Source organism: Aeromonas sp. FDAARGOS 1402 (assembly GCF_019046925.1).
GTDB classification, from domain to species: domain Bacteria; phylum Pseudomonadota; class Gammaproteobacteria; order Enterobacterales; family Aeromonadaceae; genus Aeromonas; species Aeromonas caviae.
The window spans coordinates 3,180,255-3,197,466 of the sequence record NZ_CP077201.1 but is presented as its reverse complement, the minus strand read 5'-3'; the positions used below and the strand labels follow the sequence as shown (position 1 = coordinate 3,197,466).

Here is a 17,212-nt window from a genome sequence, read left to right as displayed (position 1 = left end):
CCCTTGCGGGAGAAGGGCTGGGGATGAGGGGGAAGGCAACGTATCGGCGTTGGGCTTCCACCAGCTCAATCACCATGTGGCTGCTTGCCCTGCTGCAACTGGCCTGGCTTGGCTGGCTGCTGACCTTCCCGGTAGCACTCGATTCCGACGATGCCCTCAACTTTGCCCACGGGGTGGTGCGCTTCAGCGTGCTGGAGTTCTCCCCCCACTTTCCGGGCTACCCCGCCTTTATCGGGCTGGCACGGCTGATCAATCTGGCGGTGGACGATCCCGCCCGTGCCGTGCAGTGGGCAAGCCTCTTGGGTAGCAGTTTGCTGGCGCCGCTTGCCGCCTCCCTCGCGGTCAGATTGTGGCAGCGGCCCAGCCTGCTGGCGCCTGTCTGGCTGCTGGTATTGGCCCTGCCGCTCACCCCGACCCTGGCGCTCTCCGGCCTGTCCGACGGGCCTGCGCTCGCCGCCTGGCTGGGCGCGCTGCTGGCCTTGCTGCATCGCAAAGCGGCCCTGGCAGGTCTCTTGCTCGGCCTTATGCTAGCGCTGCGTCCCTCCTACTTCGTGTTGGCCCTGCTGCCCCTTTGGCTTGGGATGGCACAGAAGGGCGCGCGCGTCAGATTTGTGCTCCCCATCGCGCTGGTGGGGCTAGCCTGCCTGCTGTTTGTCTGGCAGGCCGATGGCTGGGCCTATTTTGCCGAGGGGCGCCGCTTTACCGACGGTCACTTTACCCTGTGGGGCAATACAGCGGCGGCCCACGGCGATCGGCTGTTGAGCTGGGCGAATACCTTCAACGAGCAGCTAACCCCGCTCTGGCCTCTGGCTATCGGGGTGCTGCTGGTGCAGCCTCTTTGGCAAAGAGTAAAGGACCATGCCGCCCTCTTCCCCAGCTGGACCCTCTACTGGCTCGTCCTGCTGCTGTGGACCCTGGTTGGCCAGAACCCGGACAATCCCCGCCATCTGGCCCCCATCACCCTGCTCGGCCTCGTGCTGCTGGCAGGCTGGCTACCGCGCCGGGGCGAGCTGCCAGCCGTGTTGGGGGCCCTGTTGCTGCTGCTCTGCACCCTCACCCCACCGGCGGCACCAGCCATGACCCGGGCCGCCAGACTGGCCGAACAAACGTGCCCGGCGCTGGTGACCCAGTGGGGAGTGAGGCTGCTTAGGGAAACCACAACCCTGCCCGTCACCGACGGCTGGTACCGGGGGGATGCCGCCCTTGCGCTCACTCAGGGGGCCTGCCGCCTCAGCCGCCGCCCCCTGGGGGCAGAGGCGCTACCAGGGCCTTATGACACCCTCTGGTTTGCCCCCCGCTTTCACGCTGAACCCGGCCTCTGGCTCGCCCTGCCCCGCTGAACCGGGCGCTTGCGAGGGCATCGCACGACTCGTCTACACTCACAGCCGGGTCTGTCAGGAACCAGTGCAATGGAGAGAAACACGAGCGGAACCGGGGAGGGGATCCGGGTCGCGCTGGCCCTGTTGCTGGCCTGCGCCCTGCTGATGCTGCCGCTCTGGTGGCAGGGGGGCAGCCAGGGACACGATCTGTTTCATCACCTGCTCTCCGGCCACTACTTTGCCCGCCAGCTCTGGCAGGGGGAACTCTATCCCCGCTGGCTGATGGCCATGAACGGCGGCTTCGGTAGCCCCACCTTCTTCTTCTATCCCCCGCTCCCCTACTACGTCAGCGCCCTCTTTGCCGGGCCCGGTGCCCACCCCCAGCAAGCCATCTACCCTTTGCTTGGCAGCGCCACCCTGGCCCTGCTGCTCTCCGGGATGTTTGCCTATCTGTGGCTGCGTGCCACCACGCCCCCTGGCCGGGCCCTGGCCGCCAGCCTGCTCTATCTGGCGCTGCCCTATCATGTCGCCATGGATCTCTATGCCCGCTTCGCCCTGGCGGAGTTCTGGGCCTTCGCCTGGGCTCCCCTTATCCTGCTGGGGCAGGATCTCGCCCACCGCGGACGACCTCAAGGGTTGCCCCTGCTGATCCTGGGGCTGGCGCTGCTGGCCTTCTCCCACCTCCCCAGCCTCTTGCTCATGATGGGGCTGATCACCTTGCGCGCCTTCTGGTTCGCCAGACGCACCCGCACTCTGACGCCCTGCTGGCAAGCCCTCGGCGCCCAGGGTGTGGGGCTTTGCATGGCAGCCGCCCTGCTGCTGCCCGCCCTGGCGGATCAGGGGGCCATCTCCATGGAGCTGATGCGCGGCGGCATGTTCGACTACAGGCGCAACTTTCTCGACCGCCTGCCCAGCGCCTGGGAGGACTGGCGTTTTCGCGGTCACCTGGCGTGGCAAAGCATGCTGACCCTGGCCCTGCTGCTCATCGCCTGGGCCGCCGCCCGGGAGCCGCGCCACCCCGAGCTGCTGTGCTGGGGGGCGATCGGCGTCGTCGCCTTCCTGATGATGCTGCCCCCGAGCCAGCCTCTCTGGAGCCTGCTTCCCCCCTTGCAGCGGGTGCAGTTTCCCTGGCGGCTCAACCTGGTGCTCGCCCTTGCCACGGTCGCCGTGGTGGCGCTCGGCACCCAGCCCCATCGTCTCTGGCAGGGGCTCTGGTGGGGAGTATTTCTGCTGACCCTCCTCTCCACCCTGGCCTATGTGCGTCACGCCCCCCTCACCCAGGCCCCCGAACGGGAGGCCATGGCATTCGAGTTCGACAGCAAGCGCAGTGCCCGGGAATACAGGCCAAGGCAGGTGCCGGGGGGCATGTTCGCCCCGACCCTGCTCGCCTGGAAGGAGGAGTTCCAGCCGCCCGTCAGCGCCGAACCGCCAGGCGCAAGCTGGACCCTGACCCGCTGGCAACCCCGCGCCCTGGCGCTGGAGGTCAAGGCCCGGGTGCCGACCCGGCTGGTCCTGCACCAATACCATTACCCCGGCTGGGAGGCCCGCCTCGACGGGCACCTGACGCTGACGGTGAGCGCCAATCGCCAGGGGTTGATGCAACTCTGGGTTCCGGCGGGCCACCACAGCCTCACCCTGACCCTGGCGGCACGCTGGCCGGAGCACACCGGCAATGCCCTCTCCCTGCTCGGATGGCTTGCCTGGCTCTGGCTGCTCTGGCACCACACCAGACAAAAGGGCATCGGGCAGGATGCACCTGATCGCGCCCGCCAAAACTGATAGACTCAACACCTGCCTCTTAACCCGGCCCAGCCCACGACTCGGATACCCTATGCCCCAAGCCAGCTCCCTCTCCCCCCGTTTCCTCTTCATCCTGCTCGGAGCCCTGGCGGGCCTGACTCCGCTCGCGGTGGACATGTATCTGCCCGCCATTCCCGCTATCGCCCGGGATCTGGCTACCAGCATCGACGGCGCCCAGCTCACCATCAGCGCCTTCCTGGGGGGCTTTGCCATCGGTCAGCTCTTTTACGGGCCGCTCGCCGACAGCTTCGGCAGAAAGCCGGTGATCCTGGCGGGCCTGACGATGTTTGCCGTGGCCTCCGTGGGCTGCGCCATGGCGGACTCCCTGCCTGAGCTCCTCGCCTGGCGCATGTTGCAGGCCGCAGGGGGCGCCGCGGGTTCCGTGGTGGTCAACGCCCTGCTGCGCGACCTGTTCGAGAAGGATGCGTTTTCCCGCGCCATGTCCTTCGTCATCCTGGTGATGACCCTCGCCCCCCTGGTGGCCCCCGTGGTGGGGGGGTACATCAGCGCTCACAGCGACTGGCGGGTCATCTTCTGGCTGCTGGTGGCCATCAGCCTGCTCATCTGCCTGGTGATGCAGTGGAAGATTGAGGAGACCCTCAAACCCGAGCACAAGCAGCCCCTGCGACTCGGGCAGGTGCTTCGCAACTACTGGGGTGTGCTCTCCCACCGTGGTGCCATGGGCTATGTGCTGTGCGGCGCCCTGTCGAGTTCCGGCATGTTCGCCTTCCTGAGCGCATCCCCCTATGTCTACATCGAGTATTTCAAGGTGCCGACCGAGCACTACGGCTGGCTCTTTGGCCTCAACATCCTGCTGATGATGGTGGTCACCTTCGCCAACAGCCGGCTGGTGAAAGGGGTGGGTGCCGAGCGCATGCTGCGATACGGCCTCACCGTGCTGCCGCTCGCCGGGGCCCTACTGATCTACAACGCCTGGAGCCAGACCGGGGGCCTGTGGGGCATCGTCATCCCGGTGGTGCTCTTCGTCGGCCACATCAGCCTGGTGGGGGCCAACGCCATGACCGGCCTGATGGGCCACTTCCCTCAGTCCGCAGGCACCGCCTCGGCGCTGGCGGGTACCCTGCGCTTTGGCCTTGGGGCCCTGGTGGGGGTGCTGGTCAACCTCAATCCCCCCGAATCGCCGCTCCCCATGGCCATCGCCATCGCCGGTTGCGGCCTGGGGTCGGCCCTCAGTTACTGGCTGCTGAGCGGCAAGCGCGTCCCCTGATGCCCTGCAATGAAAAAGCCCTGTCCATGGACAGGGCTTTTTGCATCGGGGCGCAGGCCTCAGTCATCGGCCTGCAACCCGCTGCGCGCCAGGATCTCGCTCTCCAGCCCATCCAGGCTTAGCTGGTTCTTCTTGCGCCAGTAGGCCTCTATCCCCTCCCGGCCCTGCCGCTCGGACCAGTTGGCAAGATCCTCCCTGTCCCCCTGGTACTCATACAGAGGCACCGACATGCCGCACGACGTCTGGACCCGTTCAATGTTCAGCAGGAAGATCTGGCGAGCCGCGACACTTGGGGGGAACAGCGCCAGCAACGACGGCCACTGCGGATCAGTGCGGTGCAGCACCCGTGCCTGACCATAGGCCCGCAGAATAAGCGGCGCCCCCTCGAAGGCGCAGAACATCACCGTCATGCGCGGCTGTTGCAGCACCTGGGCCGCGGACTCGTTGCCGCTGCCGGTCAGGTTGAGCCAGGCCAGGGTGTGGGCATCGAGGACGCGCAGCGAATCCCCGCCCTTGGGGGAGAGATTGACCGATCCCTTCGCGGCCGCCGTGCCGACGAAGAAGATCTTCTGCCCCTCGATAAAGGTGACATGGCGCGGCAAAAGCGCCTCGAACAGTTGTCCCATCCTGCCTCTCCCTGGTGCCTGGAACCGGATTGCCTAAAACAGGGCGCTGTTGAGCCACAGGTGCGCCCCTATGCCGACCATATAGCCAAGCAAAATGGCAGGCAACCACTTGAGGTGCCCGACGAAGGTATACATGCCCCTGGCCTGCCCCATCAGGGCCACCCCGGCGGCGGAGCCGACCGAGAGCAGACTGCCCCCCACCCCGGTGGTCAATGTCACCAGCAGCCACTGCCCCGTGCTCATCTGCGGCTCCATGGAGAGCACGGCGAACATCACCGGTATGTTGTCGATCAGGGCGGAGAGCAGGCCGATGGCGACGTTGGCCAGGGTCGGATCGCCACCGTCATAGAGTAAATGGGAGGCAAGCGCCAGATACCCCATAAACCCGAGGCCGCCGACGCACATCACCACCCCGTAGAAGAAGAGCAGGGTGTCCCACTCCGCCTTGGCAATCTTGTTGAACACATCGAACGGCACCACCGAGCCCAGACGCAGCAGCCTGGCCTCGTCCCCGGTGCGCTCATACAGCGCCCGTGCCCGGGCCAGAGTAACGGGCTGGGTCTTTCGCAGATAGAAACTGAAAAATTGCAGGTAGCCCAGCCCCATCATCATGCCGAGCACGGGGGGCAACCCCAGGAAGTGATGGCAGGCGACGGCGGTCACTATGGTGAGCACAAAGAGCAGCACGATGACAACGGCGCCGCGCCTTGGCACCACCATCTCGCCCGGCATGGCGGGCACCAGACGGGGCACCATCAGGCTCATCAGGGTGGCCGGCACCAGGAAGTTGAGCAGGGCGGGGATGAAGAGCAGCAAGAACTGCTGGAAAGGCACCTTGCCCGCCTGCCACACCATCAGGGTGGTGATGTCGCCAAAGGGGCTGAAGGCGCCGCCCGCATTGGCCGCCACGACGATGTTGATGCAGGCCAGGTTGATGAAGCGGCGCTCCCCGTTGGCCACGTTGAGCACCACTGAACACATCAGCAGCGCCGTGGTGAGGTTGTCCACCACGGGGGAGATGAAAAAGGCGAGAAAACCGGTGAGCCAGAAGAGCGTACGCAGGCTGAAGCCCGCCTGCACCAGGCGTACCCGCAGCACGGCGAACAGCAGCCTGTCCTCCATGGCGTTTACATAGGTCATGGCCACCAGCAAGAAGAGCATCAGCTCGGCATACTCCAGTAGGTTGTGCCGAAAACCGGCCTGAACCAGCTCGCTGTGCCCCTGCCCCGTATAGACCAGGCCGATGGCTATCCAGATGATGCCGGCGGCCACCAGCACCGGCTTGGACTTGCGCAGCTTCAGGTACTCCTCGGCCATCACCAGGGCATAAGCCAGGGCGAAGATGGCGAGGGCGAAGAGCCCGACTCCGCTGTGGGTCAGATCGAGGGGGCCGTTGCCCGCAGCGGCGGGGGCACTGAGCAGGGCCGCCCCGGGCACGAGGCGAAGGAGTCCAGACATGGCGGCATCTCCTGGCAGGCGTCTGGCATTGAGGCTAGCAGCGCAAAGGGAAGCCGCCCTCCTTGTCATCCTGATGAGCGGCCCGCCGCGGGCTCTCAGGCAAACATGAGCGAGGCCCATTGCCGGGCCCCGTCATCAGGAGGTCTTCTTGCCAAAACCCGATTGCTTGAGGGTGTAGCCTGCGCTGTTTTGCCAGGCATCCAGCCCGCTTCGGTTGTTGCCCGCCACCAGGCTCGCGGCCAGGCTCGGGCTGTTGAAGAGCTGATCGGCGGTAAAGATGAAGCCCCCTTCGGGGTGGGGAACGAGCACCCCCTTGCCCAGCAGCTCCTGGCGCAGCTCGATCACCGCCTCGCGCAGGGAGGCCGCATCCTCGCCGTTGGCGGTGGAGCCCGCCTGGACCATGAAACCGGGGTTTTGCCGCTTGCCCACCGGATAACCATGGGCTTCTGCCCCCTTGCCGTTGAAGTGGTAGAGCTCGCGCTCCCCCGGCTTGTTGTCGGAGAGGGCCTTTTGCAGGGTCATCAGCTCGTTGTAGATATCGATGGGGACCACGGCAGCCTGCTTGACGCCCTTGCTGTCGACGATAAAACTGACTTGCTTGTGTAACATCCTTGCTCATCCTGTGACCCATGGAAGGCCCTATTCTAACCACCTCAGGCGAGCGGGATCCAGCGAGGATCCCCATCCCTTTTGCAGGCGCGATCACTAACTGGCATAGTGACGGACATTGTGAAAGCCATTGACCATCAAACGGTTATCCCATGCTTAGCCTGCGCAACCTCAGTAAACGCTTCGCCAACGGCGGCGAGACGCTCCCCCTGTTTGAGGGGCTGGATCTCGCCCTCATCCCGGGGGAAACCTGCCTGCTGCTGGGGCAAAGCGGCTGTGGCAAGTCCACCCTGCTCAACCTCATCGCCGGTCTCATCGCCCCGGACGAGGGGGAGATCTGGCTGGAAGAGACCCGTCTCGACACCCTGCCGACAGACGAGCGGGCCCGCCTGCGTGGCCGCCATTTCGGCATCGTCTATCAGGATTTCAACCTGCTGCCGACCCTGACCGTGGCCGAGAACCTCGCCCTGCCCCTTCAGATAAACAACCTGCCCCAGGACGATGGGCGCCTCGATGCCCTGCTCGCGCGCCTTGGCATGGGCCACAAGCGCCACGCCTGGCCGGAGCAGCTCTCCGGCGGCCAGCGCCAGCGGGTGGCGCTGGCCCGCGCCCTCATTCATCAGCCCCGTTGGCTGCTCGCCGACGAACCCACCGGGAGTCTCGACGAGCACAACGCCGAGCAGGTGATGGCCCTGATGATGGGCGCGGTGCGCGATACCGGCGCCGGTCTCTTGCTGGTGAGCCACAACCCGGGCTATGGCGACCTGGCGGATCGGGTGCTGCGCCTTGAAGGGGGGCAGCTGGTCGAGCTCAAGGGGCGCCGCCATGGCTGACGTCTGCCGGGGGGCCTGCTGATGTTGCCCCTCAAGGCGCTGCTGCGCCTCTATCGCGCTCACCCCTGGTTGCTTTTGATGAGCCTGGCCGGGCTCACCCTCGGGGTCACCCTGGTGGTGGCCATCGAGCTCTTGAACCACAGCGCCCGCACCAACTTCGTCGCCGCCCGCAGCCAGCTCGCCGGGGAGGCCAACTACCGCCTGGCCCCCCAGGGTGGCCTGGATGAGCAAGTCTACGTGAGGCTGGTGCGAAGCCAGCCGAACCTTGACGCCATGCCAGAGCTTCACGCCTGGCTCAAGGACGAGCAGGGGCGCAGCTTCCAGTTGCTGGGGATGGATCTCTTCAACCCCGGCCCCCTGCACCGCCTCTTTGGCGATGCGCCAGACAGCCAACCCGATGTCTCGTTGAATCGCGCCGACAGCGTCTGGCTGGCCGCCCCCGAGGCGAGGCGCCTTGACTGGCAACCGGGCCAGTCGCGAACCTTTGTGCTGGGGGATGAGGGGCAACGCCCCCTGACCCTGACCCTGGCGGGCACCTTCGAGCCCGGCGCCGTCCCCATGGAGCGGCTGCTGGTGACCGACATCGGCCTCGCCCAGCCCCTGCTTGGCAAGGCTGGCAGACTGGATCGCATCGTCTTCAAACTCAGCGAGCAAGAGGCCAATACCTTGCAAAGAGCCTTGCAGGCGGCCCTGCAATCCTATGCCCCCCATCAGCCCCTCTGGCTTGAGCCCATCAGCCCGGCGCTCGATGCCAGCCAGCTCGGGGATGCGCTGGCGCTGAACCTCACCGCCCTCTCCCTGCTCGCCATGGCGGTGGGATTGTTTTTGGTGTTCAACGCCCAGCGCTTCGTGCAGAGCGTGCGCCGCCCCCTGCTCGCCCAGCTCATCATCCTCGGGATGCCGCCGCGCCGGGTGCTGCGCTGGCTGACTCTGGAGATCCTGATCCTCGCCACCCTCGGCACCCTGCTCGGGCTGCTGCTGGGGAGCCTGCTGGCCCTCGCCCTGATGGGGCAGCTCACCCAGGCGCTGGCCGACCTTTATGGCCCCAACCCCATCGACCTGCTGCGCCTCTCCCCGACGAGCCTTGGCAAGGCGCTGGTGATTGGCCTTCTGGGGATGCTTGCCGCCAACCTGCCCGGCTGGTGGCAACTGCTGCGCCAATCCCCCCTTGCGCTGCGAGAGGGCAACAGTCGCCCACCGGCTCACCCCTGGCAACGCCGGGGGCTTGCCATCGCCATTCTGCTGCTGTGCGCCCTGTGTCTGTGGCAGCCCGCCACCGGCCTTGGCGGCGCCCTCTTCGTGGCCGGGGGCTGGCTGCTCGCCATGGCCCTCCTGCTGCCCGATGCCCTTCGCTCCTTGCTGGGGCGGCTGCGTGCACGCGGCCCCCTCACCGCCCGGCTCGGGGTGGCAGAAACCCTCTATCACCTTGATCGCACCGCCATCGCGGTGATGGCGCTGCAACTGGCCATCGCCGCAGCCATCGGCATCGGGGTCATGGTGTCGAGCTTTCGCTCGAGCGTGGAGATCTGGCTCGGCCAGCGCCTGGCCGCCGATCTCTACGTCACCGCTCCCAAGGGGGTGGCGGGTAGCAGGGGCGCCCTCGGCGAGCAGACCCTCGACACCATCCTCGCCGCGCCGGACGTGCGCGCCGCCTCCCGCCGCGCCGTGCTCCCCGCCCGCTGGCAGGGGCAGCCCATCGAGTGGGCGCAGATGGACTTTATCCCCGAGCTCAAAGCCGCCTACCCCTTGCTGGCCGGGCGCTGGCCCGCTGCTCCCGACGAGGTGCTGGCGAGCGAACCGCTGACAGTACGCCTCGGGGTCAGGGTGGGCCAGCGCCTCGAGGTAACCAGCGAAGGGGGGCCGAGGGCTTTCACCGTCACCGGCGTCTATCAGGATTACGGCAGCGACAAGGGACAGATACTGCACGCCTTCGAAGGGGGCAAGGTGCAATCCCTTGCCCTCTTCAGCCCGGATCCCGAGCACCTTGGTGACAGGCTCAGGAGCCAGTTTGGTGAGCAGGTGAACCTGTTGCCCGCCCCCGCCATCCACGCCGCCGCCCTCAGGGTGTTCGATCAGACCTTCGTGGTGACCGAGCTATTGAAATTGCTGATCCTGGGGATCGCCTTCGTCGGCATCGGCTCGGCCTTTATGGTGCTGGGGCTGGCCCGGCGCGGCGAGTTGCAGACCCTGCAAAGCCTTGGCCTGAGCCCGCGGCACTGCCGCCGGCTGCTGGTGTGGCAGGGGGCGGGCCTCGGGCTGCTCACCGCGCTGCTGGCACTGCCGGTGGGCTATGGCCTCGCCTGGGTGCTGATTGAGGTGGTCAACCCCCGCGCCTTTGGCTGGCGGCTGGCCTTCGAGGCCGCCCCCCTGCACGCCGTCACGGCGCTTCTGCTGGCGCCGGTGTGCGGGGCGCTGGCCTCCTGGTACGCCGCAAGGAGAGTGGTATGACATATCGGTTGGCGCTCTGGCTCAGCCATGGCTTGACGTCCCCATTGACCAGATCTCTGTCACCGCACTTGATTCAGCGCAGAGAAGCGCACAGAGCTGCCGCGAACCATCCCCTCTCCCTTCGGGAGAGGGCCAGGGTGAGGGGAATCTTGTCCTCTTTACGGTCTCTGTGGCTTGCAGCCCGCTTGATCCCGCTTGTTGCCATAAGCGGCCACGCGCAGGCCAGCGATCTGGGGACCATCCTTGGCGGCGGCAACGATCACTTCAAAAAGGCCCTGCCGGGTCAGTCCATCCGCCTACCCGCGGATCACGCTGCCCACCCCGACTACCGCTCCGAGTGGTGGTATCTCACCGGCAACCTGAAAGACGAGAAAGGGCGCAGCTACGGCATACAGTGGACCCTGTTTCGCCAAGGCATTGAGCAGGAGATCACCTCGGACAACCCCTGGCTCACCCCTCAACTCTGGTTGGCCCAGTTCGCCATCACGGATGTGAGCAAAGGCAGCCACCAGCAGGACGAGCGCACCAGCCGCCAGGGGCCAGGGCTCGCCGGTGCCAGCGGCGGTGAGTATTGGCTGAAAGAGTGGCGGCTTACCTCTCAAGGGGAATCGCTCTTTCCCGCCACCCTCAAGGTGCAGAGCAAGGCGGGGGATCTTGATGTGAAGGTGAGTGCCGCCAAGCCCGCGGTGCTGCAAGGCAAACAGGGTTACAGCGAGAAGAGCCCGGGCAACGCCTCCTTCTACTACTCCTACCCGCGCCTGACCATCAGCGGCACCCTGACCCTGGATGGCGAGACCCGCCACGTCAGCGGTGAGGGCTGGTTTGATCACGAGTGGAGCAGCTCGGTATTGGCCGAGTGGCAATCGGGCTGGGACTGGTTTTCGCTGCAGTTTGATGACGGGCGCGAGCTGATGCTGTTTCGCCTGCGCACCAAGGCAGGCCACACTGAGCCTGAGAACCGCTACGGCATCCTGATTGAACGAGACGGCAGCAGTCGGGTATTAAGCCCAGATCGCATCCGCCTCACCCCCGGCAAGACCTGGCGCGGCCCCAAGGGGCAAGCCTACCCCATCGAGTGGCAGCTTAAGGCCGCTGATTTGAATCTCGTTATTAAGGCGCGTCAACCCAATCAGGCCATGACGGGGCGCTTTGACTACTGGGAAGGGGCGGTATCCGTCTCGGGGGATGCAAAAGGCGTCGGTTATCTGGAGATGACGGGGTATTGAACCCAAGGCCTGCCTCATTTCTCGCTGCGTCTCTTTGTGTGTTGCGGGGCGAAGTCTACGCCCCATTACCATCTCTACGGTTTGGTTCTGAGGCAACTTCCCAATAACAGCCAGCACCCAATATCCTGCCCTATCCAATTTCTGATCCCCATCAAAAATACTCACCAACCCACACCCAAAATAAAACATTTTGCTCAACATATGCTGCTGTATTTGGTACCCTGTTTATGCGCCCCTCATAGCCCTAAAGGCAGCCAGGGAGCGACTACGGTTCGTACATCCTCAATCAGTTAACCACAGCACAATGGAGGCTATATTCCGTGCGGTAGTCGTGTGATTTAGTGAGTAATGAAATATAACTGGATACCAGTAAACACCATTGTTTTATAGTTAGGCAGGGTTTATAAAATCGAGATTGAGTGTGTTATACGACATGACAATCTCAGTGAGATCCTCCTCTATGTAGAAAGCACCTAGGGATACAAGAATAAAAAATCATTTTCTTTGTCAATCCCTTGTTCATTAACACCGTCAATTTAACATTTGATACCCAGGGAAGAAAATGAAAGGGAAAGTTACTCAATGGAATGATGGCAAGGGCTTTGGATTTATTACGCCAGAGGATGGTTCAGAAAAAATATTCTTCCATATCTCTGCTGTGAACCCTAATGACAGAAGGCCACAGATTAATGACGAGGTGTTGTTTGAGACTGACACCGATAGTCAGCGACGGGTGAGAGCGACAGAAGTTTACTATGAAGGTTGGACTCTTCGTCCTATCAAACAACCTTCCAAACAAAGCTCTCTTTCTAAGGGAGGGCCAAGTGATAAAAAAATCATACTTGAACCTGTCAGAAAAACACCTCTGGATTATGTTTTTTTAATCTTGGCTATAGTTTTGATAACTTTTACTGGCTTTAAATATTATAAAGAAAAAGACCTTGCGATATCACTTCCTATTGCATTGTTTGCAATGATATTACTTGCTCTCTTCAGTCGTCCCAAAAAACCTTCAAAAAAATTCTTTACCTGTTCTCGTTGTCGCTGCAATGCCCCGTTTGACAATCGCACCATTCGCGCTTGGAATACGGGAACAATGAAACTCTATTGCTCAAATTGCCATGCTGAATGGTTGAGTAACCGAGAAACAACAAATAATGATTTCCACTCATCATCAAACCGGGGTAGCGGCTGCCTTGGTGTTCTAGTAATGATGATCGTTATTCCAGTAGGGTTAGTGTCTATCGCATCTTGGCTGAGTTGAACATTACTTAATGGGAACTTGTCGTGAAGCAGTTAATGGCCAGATAAACTCCCGACTCTTGCACCTACTTCTTTATCTCACCACTTGATCAACCAGATGAGGATACTGTGATAGGGAATACTGTTACCACCTCATTTCTCAGGTGCAGCTGTATTCCATGGCTGCAGGCACGGCAATGGGGAACTCAGAAGTCATTAATCCCTCATCTTCTGTTTGTACCAAAAAGTGAAAGTACAGGTGAACACTCCGGCATGGCCTTACAACCCTCTTTCGCTTTCTGCCTTGATGGCGCCCAGTATCCGGCGCCGGATCAGGCCGCTGACGGGGCGGATCAGATACCAGTAAGGTGCGAACTTGAGGCGGCAGGCCAGATCCGGGCAGAACACCCTTGTCTGGGTGGTCAACCGGGTGGTGCCGTTTGGCTGGCGGCTGGCCGAAAACCCCAGAGCCAGCTTGGCGACGCCTGGCGCCGCAAAGTCCAGATACGCCTGACTGTCCACCATGGTCACCAGACCAAAGTCCGGCCGCCAGAACCGGCCGACAAGGCCGTAGAGCAGCGTGTTGTCGTCCTGGCTGTCGAGCGGCACGAATCTATGCAGGCCAAAGGGAGGCGGGCTGGCGCTCTGTTGGCGGCCAAGAAGATGCCCAAGGCGCATCGGCACTTCCCGCAAGCCGATCAGGTGGCGAAAGGCCGGATCCGCTTCCGGTCGATAGTTGGACGCCGCCTGGATGACGGTGCGCGGGTCGGCGGCAATGTCGCGAGCGTGCTCTTCACAGAAGTGATAGGCAGGCAGATAGTGGTTCAGCGGCGTCATCAATCCTTCCTTGCCATCGCTCGTATCAGCATCGGCCCCTTTCATAGCACGTAGCACCAGACAAGTCCCGCTTTAAAGCCACCTTGTTCACCCCATTGAAAACGGCAGGATAGTTATCCTGCCGTTTTTTTCCCTATCTCGCCGCCTGATCCACCAGATAGAGGATGCTGTGATAGGGAATGCCGGCGTGCTGGCTAAGCCCCATTTCACAGGTGCGGCTGTTGCTGAATCCCTGACGGCAACCCCTGGGCACCTGGGCGGGCAGGCTGGCAAGCGCCGCGGCGTTGAGCTCCGGGGTCATCAACCCCTTGTCGCCGGCAAAGCCACAGCACTGGATATGCTCAGGCACGATCACCTCGCGGGCACAGGCGCGGGCCACCGCCAGCATCTTATCGCCGAGCCCCATGCGCCGGCTGCTGCAGGTGATATGGAGCATCACTGTCTCATCGAGGGGGGTCAGCTCAAGGTGGGGCAGCAGGTGTTCCAGCACAAAGGCAGCGGGCTCGAACACCCGAAGGCCCTTGCCGAGCGCCCCCGAGAGCAACCGCTGCACGCAGGGGCTGGTGTCGAGCAGCACGGGCCAGCGCCCCTGCTCGCTTGCCTGCCACAGCGCCTCGGCCAGCTCAGTACGCTTGGCTTCCGCTACCTCGCTCATCCCCTTGCTGTCATAGGGCATGCCGCAACAGAGCCCCTCAACTCTCGCCGGCACGATGACCCGGCAGCCCGCTTTATTGAGGAGGGATTGCACCACCTGTGGCAGTGACGGGGCCTCCTCCTGCTGGCCGAACACCCGGCTGGCGCAGGACGACAGATAGACCACGGCGCGATCCTCTCCAATGCCCTCATTGGATCCGCCATGGCTCCCCTCCCCTTGCGGCCACAGGTAGCGGCTCGGCCCCGGCAGGGTGGGCAGCCAGGCGGGCGTGCGCTGGCCGCTCAGATGGCGAACCCCGTTCACCAGCCCAGCCAGCGCCTTGTCTCCCAACACCTTGCCCGCTATGGCTTTGAGGCCCAGCGCACTGCGGGCGGTGCGGGTAACGCCAGCGAAATGATCGGCGCTCCATCGGGCAATGGGCACGAAGCGCTGGTACTTTTCGCTGCGCAGCTTCTTGATCAGGCTGCCAGTGTTGATGCCCACCGGGCAGCGATCGGCGCACAGCCCCGTCGCGGCGCAGGTCTCAATCCCTTGATAGTCAAACAGCCGGGCCAACTGATTGGAGGGCTCATCGGCACGATTGCGGCGGGCCAGTTCGCGGTAAAGCACGATGCGCTGGCGCGGCGAGAGCGACAGGGTGCGCGAGGGGCAGACCGCCTCGCAAAAGCCGCACTCGATGCACGGATCCACGATGGCATCACTCGCCGGCATGGGCTTGAGGTGGGCCAGGTGGGCCTTGGGGTCGTCGTTGATGATGACGCCGGGATTGAGCAGGCCATCGGGGTCGAGCAGCGCCTTGATGCGGCGCATCAGCGCCATCCCCTCAGGCCCCCATTCCAGCTTCACATAGGGGGCCATGTTGCGACCGGTGCCGTGCTCGGCCTTGAGGGACCCGCCAAAGCGCACCGCGACCAGCTCGGCCACCGCATCCATAAAGGCGCCATAGCGGGCCACCTGGGCCGGATCATCAAAGCCCTGGGTAAAGACGAAGTGCAGGTTCCCCTCCAGCGCGTGGCCAAAGATGATGGCTTCACCGTATTCGAAGCGATCGAACAGGGCTTGCAGCCCCGCCACCCCTTCGGCCAGACGCTCGATGGGAAAGGCGACATCCTCAATGATGACGGTGGTGCCGGTGGTGCGTACCGCCCCCACCGCCGGGAAGAGCCCCTTGCGAATGGCCCAGAGGCCGGCGCTGTCGACAGTAAAAGGCACAGAGGCGACCTGGGCGAACTCGGCGGCCATGGCCGTCACCTGCTCGCAGCGATCCACCAACTCTTCCTTCGATTCCCCATGCACCTCGACAAGCAGGGCGCAGGCCGCCAGGTCCAGGGTCTTGATAAAGTCCGGCAGGCCGGGCTTGCCCGCCACCGAGTGAAGGGATCGCCCATCCATCAGCTCCACCGCCGCCACCGGCGCACTTTTCAGGCTCGAGGTGGCCAGACAGGCCTGCTCGGCGTCCCGGAACACCAGCAGGGCCGAGGCCTTGTGGGGGTATTCGGGCACGGTATCGAGCACCACCTCGGCGATAAAGCCGAGGGTCCCCTCCGAGCCAATCATCAGGTGGGTGAGGATATCGACGGGATCTTCATGGTCGAGCAGGGCGTTGATGGCGTAGCCGGTGGTGTTCTTGAGCCGGTACTTGTGGCGGATCTTGGCGGCAAGTTCAGTATTCGCCAGCACCTCGGCGCGCAGGGCGGCAAGCCCCGTGAGCAGCTCCGGGCGTTTGGCCGCAAAGGCGGCGCGGCTGTGGGGATCGCCGCTCTCCAGCACGGTGCCATCGGCCAGCAGCAGGGTCATGGCGTGCAAGGTGTGGTAGCTGTTGTGGGCGGTGCCGCAGCACATGCCGCTCGCGTTGTTGGCGGCGATGCCACCCAGCTTGCAGGCGTTGATGGAGGCGGGATCCGGTCCAATCTTGCGGCCCAGGGGCGCCAGATAGCGGTTGGCATCGGCGCCGATCACCCCGGGTTGCAGGGCGATGCGGGCCCCCTCGTCCAGAATGCGGTGGCCGCGCCAGCTGTCGGTCAGGGTGATGAGCACCGAATCACTCAGGGCCTGGCCCGAGAGGCTGGTGCCAGCGGCGCGAAAGGTGCACGGCAGGTGCAATTCGCGGCACACCGACAGCACGAAGCGCACTTCATCCAAAGAGTCGAGGCGCACGATGCGCTCGGGCACCAGGCGGTAGAAGCTGGCGTCCGTGCCGTGGGCCAATCGCAAGTCCGGGTCGCTCACCAGCCGCTCCGGCGGGATGCGCGAGAGCACGGCGGCGTCAAACTGGTTCCAAAGCATCAGCAATCCTCCACCAGCACCACCAGCAGGCGACTCGGGCCGTGGGCGCCGTAGGCCAGGGTCTGCTGGATATCGGCGGTCTTGGAGGGGCCGGAGACCAGCAGCAGATTGGTGGGCATGGCCTGCTGCCAGCGCCCGGCCGCCACCAGCCCCGCCAGGTTGTCGGCGATGGTGGAAGCCGCCAGCAGGGCGATATGGCAGGGGGGCACTAGGGACAAGGTACGCGGCTCGCCGCCATCGGGCAGCAACACCAGGGTGCCGGTATCGGCGATGGCGCCCGCGCAGTGGGTGATGCCCGCCTGACAGACGTCGAACAGATCGTCCTTCCAGCTCGCGAACTCGCCTGCGGGGGTCAACACAGATCGCCCGGCGCAAGCGGCCGCGACCTCCTCCTGCCAACGGCCGCCCTGACCACAGGCCAGATGCGTTATTGCTTCCCCATCCAGCCAGGCGCTCAGATCCCGGGCAAGGGTTGCTTCCTTGACGGTCAGGATCTCGGCGTGGCTGGCGCTGATCCCGGCAACAAAGCGCTCGCGCCGTGCGTTGTCATCTACCCCGCGCCAGGGCTGCCAGGCGTGCGGTGCGTGGGCAATGGGGGTGGCGGCGCCGCGCAGGCGGTTCAAGATAGCCTCTTTGCTCGACATC

The 17,212-nt window shown here is 64.0% G+C and carries 13 protein-coding genes; 7 read left to right on the top strand and 6 right to left on the bottom strand.

Annotation, left to right across the window (positions count from 1 at the left end):
* Nucleotides 1–80: 80 nt before the first annotated feature.
* The 3 genes from I6L32_RS15295 (at nt 81) to I6L32_RS15285 (ending at nt 4,347) form a co-directional block, all read left to right on the top strand.
* On the top strand, nt 81–1,340 hold the full coding sequence (locus I6L32_RS15295; protein WP_216945177.1) for a hypothetical protein: 1,260 nt from the start codon (nt 81–83) through the stop codon (nt 1,338–1,340).
* Between the two features lie 69 nt (nt 1,341–1,409).
* Nucleotides 1,410–3,098, top strand: coding sequence for a 6-pyruvoyl-tetrahydropterin synthase-related protein (locus I6L32_RS15290; RefSeq protein WP_216944115.1), 1,689 nt, complete (start codon nt 1,410–1,412; stop codon nt 3,096–3,098).
* 52 nt (nt 3,099–3,150) lie between these two features.
* The gene (locus tag I6L32_RS15285; protein WP_010674385.1) at nt 3,151–4,347 is read left to right on the top strand and encodes a Bcr/CflA family multidrug efflux MFS transporter; all 1,197 of its coding nucleotides are present in this window, start codon (nt 3,151–3,153) and stop codon (nt 4,345–4,347) included.
* A gap of 59 nt (nt 4,348–4,406) precedes the next feature.
* On the opposite strand, the gene I6L32_RS15280 is transcribed toward I6L32_RS15285, so the two are convergent.
* The 3 genes from I6L32_RS15280 to I6L32_RS15270 all read right to left on the bottom strand — a co-directional run bounded on the left by I6L32_RS15280 (nt 4,407) and on the right by I6L32_RS15270 (nt 7,040).
* Nucleotides 4,407–4,973: a pyridoxamine 5'-phosphate oxidase family protein gene (locus I6L32_RS15280; RefSeq protein WP_201900895.1), complete on the bottom strand. Its 567-nt coding sequence runs from the start codon at nt 4,971–4,973 to the stop codon at nt 4,407–4,409.
* Between the two features lie 33 nt (nt 4,974–5,006).
* A complete protein-coding gene (gene nhaD, locus I6L32_RS15275) occupies nt 5,007–6,431 on the bottom strand; it encodes a sodium:proton antiporter NhaD (protein ID WP_216944113.1) in 1,425 nt (474 codons plus the stop codon).
* Nucleotides 6,432–6,566: 135 nt separating this feature from the next.
* Nucleotides 6,567–7,040 (bottom strand): DUF4357 domain-containing protein, encoded by a 474-nt coding sequence (locus I6L32_RS15270; protein WP_010674381.1) that lies wholly within the window; start codon nt 7,038–7,040, stop codon nt 6,567–6,569.
* Between the two features lie 152 nt (nt 7,041–7,192).
* Between I6L32_RS15270 and I6L32_RS15265 the strand changes: the two genes are divergently transcribed.
* The 4 genes from I6L32_RS15265 (at nt 7,193) to I6L32_RS15250 (ending at nt 12,811) form a co-directional block, all read left to right on the top strand.
* A complete protein-coding gene (locus tag I6L32_RS15265; protein WP_216944112.1) occupies nt 7,193–7,873 on the top strand; it encodes an ABC transporter ATP-binding protein in 681 nt (226 codons plus the stop codon).
* 21 nt (nt 7,874–7,894) lie between these two features.
* Nucleotides 7,895–10,321: an FtsX-like permease family protein gene (locus I6L32_RS15260; protein ID WP_216944111.1), complete on the top strand. Its 2,427-nt coding sequence runs from the start codon at nt 7,895–7,897 to the stop codon at nt 10,319–10,321.
* 185 nt (nt 10,322–10,506) lie between these two features.
* On the top strand, nt 10,507–11,547 hold the full coding sequence (locus I6L32_RS15255) for a lipocalin-like domain-containing protein (RefSeq protein ID WP_182935572.1): 1,041 nt from the start codon (nt 10,507–10,509) through the stop codon (nt 11,545–11,547).
* 562 nt (nt 11,548–12,109) lie between these two features.
* Nucleotides 12,110–12,811 (top strand): cold shock domain-containing protein, encoded by a 702-nt coding sequence (locus I6L32_RS15250; RefSeq protein WP_182935571.1) that lies wholly within the window; start codon nt 12,110–12,112, stop codon nt 12,809–12,811.
* 257 nt (nt 12,812–13,068) lie between these two features.
* On the opposite strand, the gene I6L32_RS15245 is transcribed toward I6L32_RS15250, so the two are convergent.
* The 3 genes from I6L32_RS15245 to I6L32_RS15235 form a co-directional block, all read right to left on the bottom strand.
* A complete protein-coding gene (locus I6L32_RS15245) occupies nt 13,069–13,626 on the bottom strand; it encodes a hypothetical protein (protein ID WP_182935570.1) in 558 nt (185 codons plus the stop codon).
* A gap of 133 nt (nt 13,627–13,759) precedes the next feature.
* Nucleotides 13,760–16,567: an FAD-binding and (Fe-S)-binding domain-containing protein gene (locus I6L32_RS15240; protein ID WP_216944109.1), complete on the bottom strand. Its 2,808-nt coding sequence runs from the start codon at nt 16,565–16,567 to the stop codon at nt 13,760–13,762.
* Complete coding sequence (locus I6L32_RS15235; RefSeq protein ID WP_216944107.1) at nt 16,567–17,211, bottom strand: LUD domain-containing protein; 645 nt, start codon at nt 17,209–17,211, stop codon at nt 16,567–16,569. The genes I6L32_RS15240 and I6L32_RS15235 overlap by 1 nt, the downstream gene beginning before the upstream one ends.
* Nucleotide 17,212: the final 1 nt, after the last annotated feature.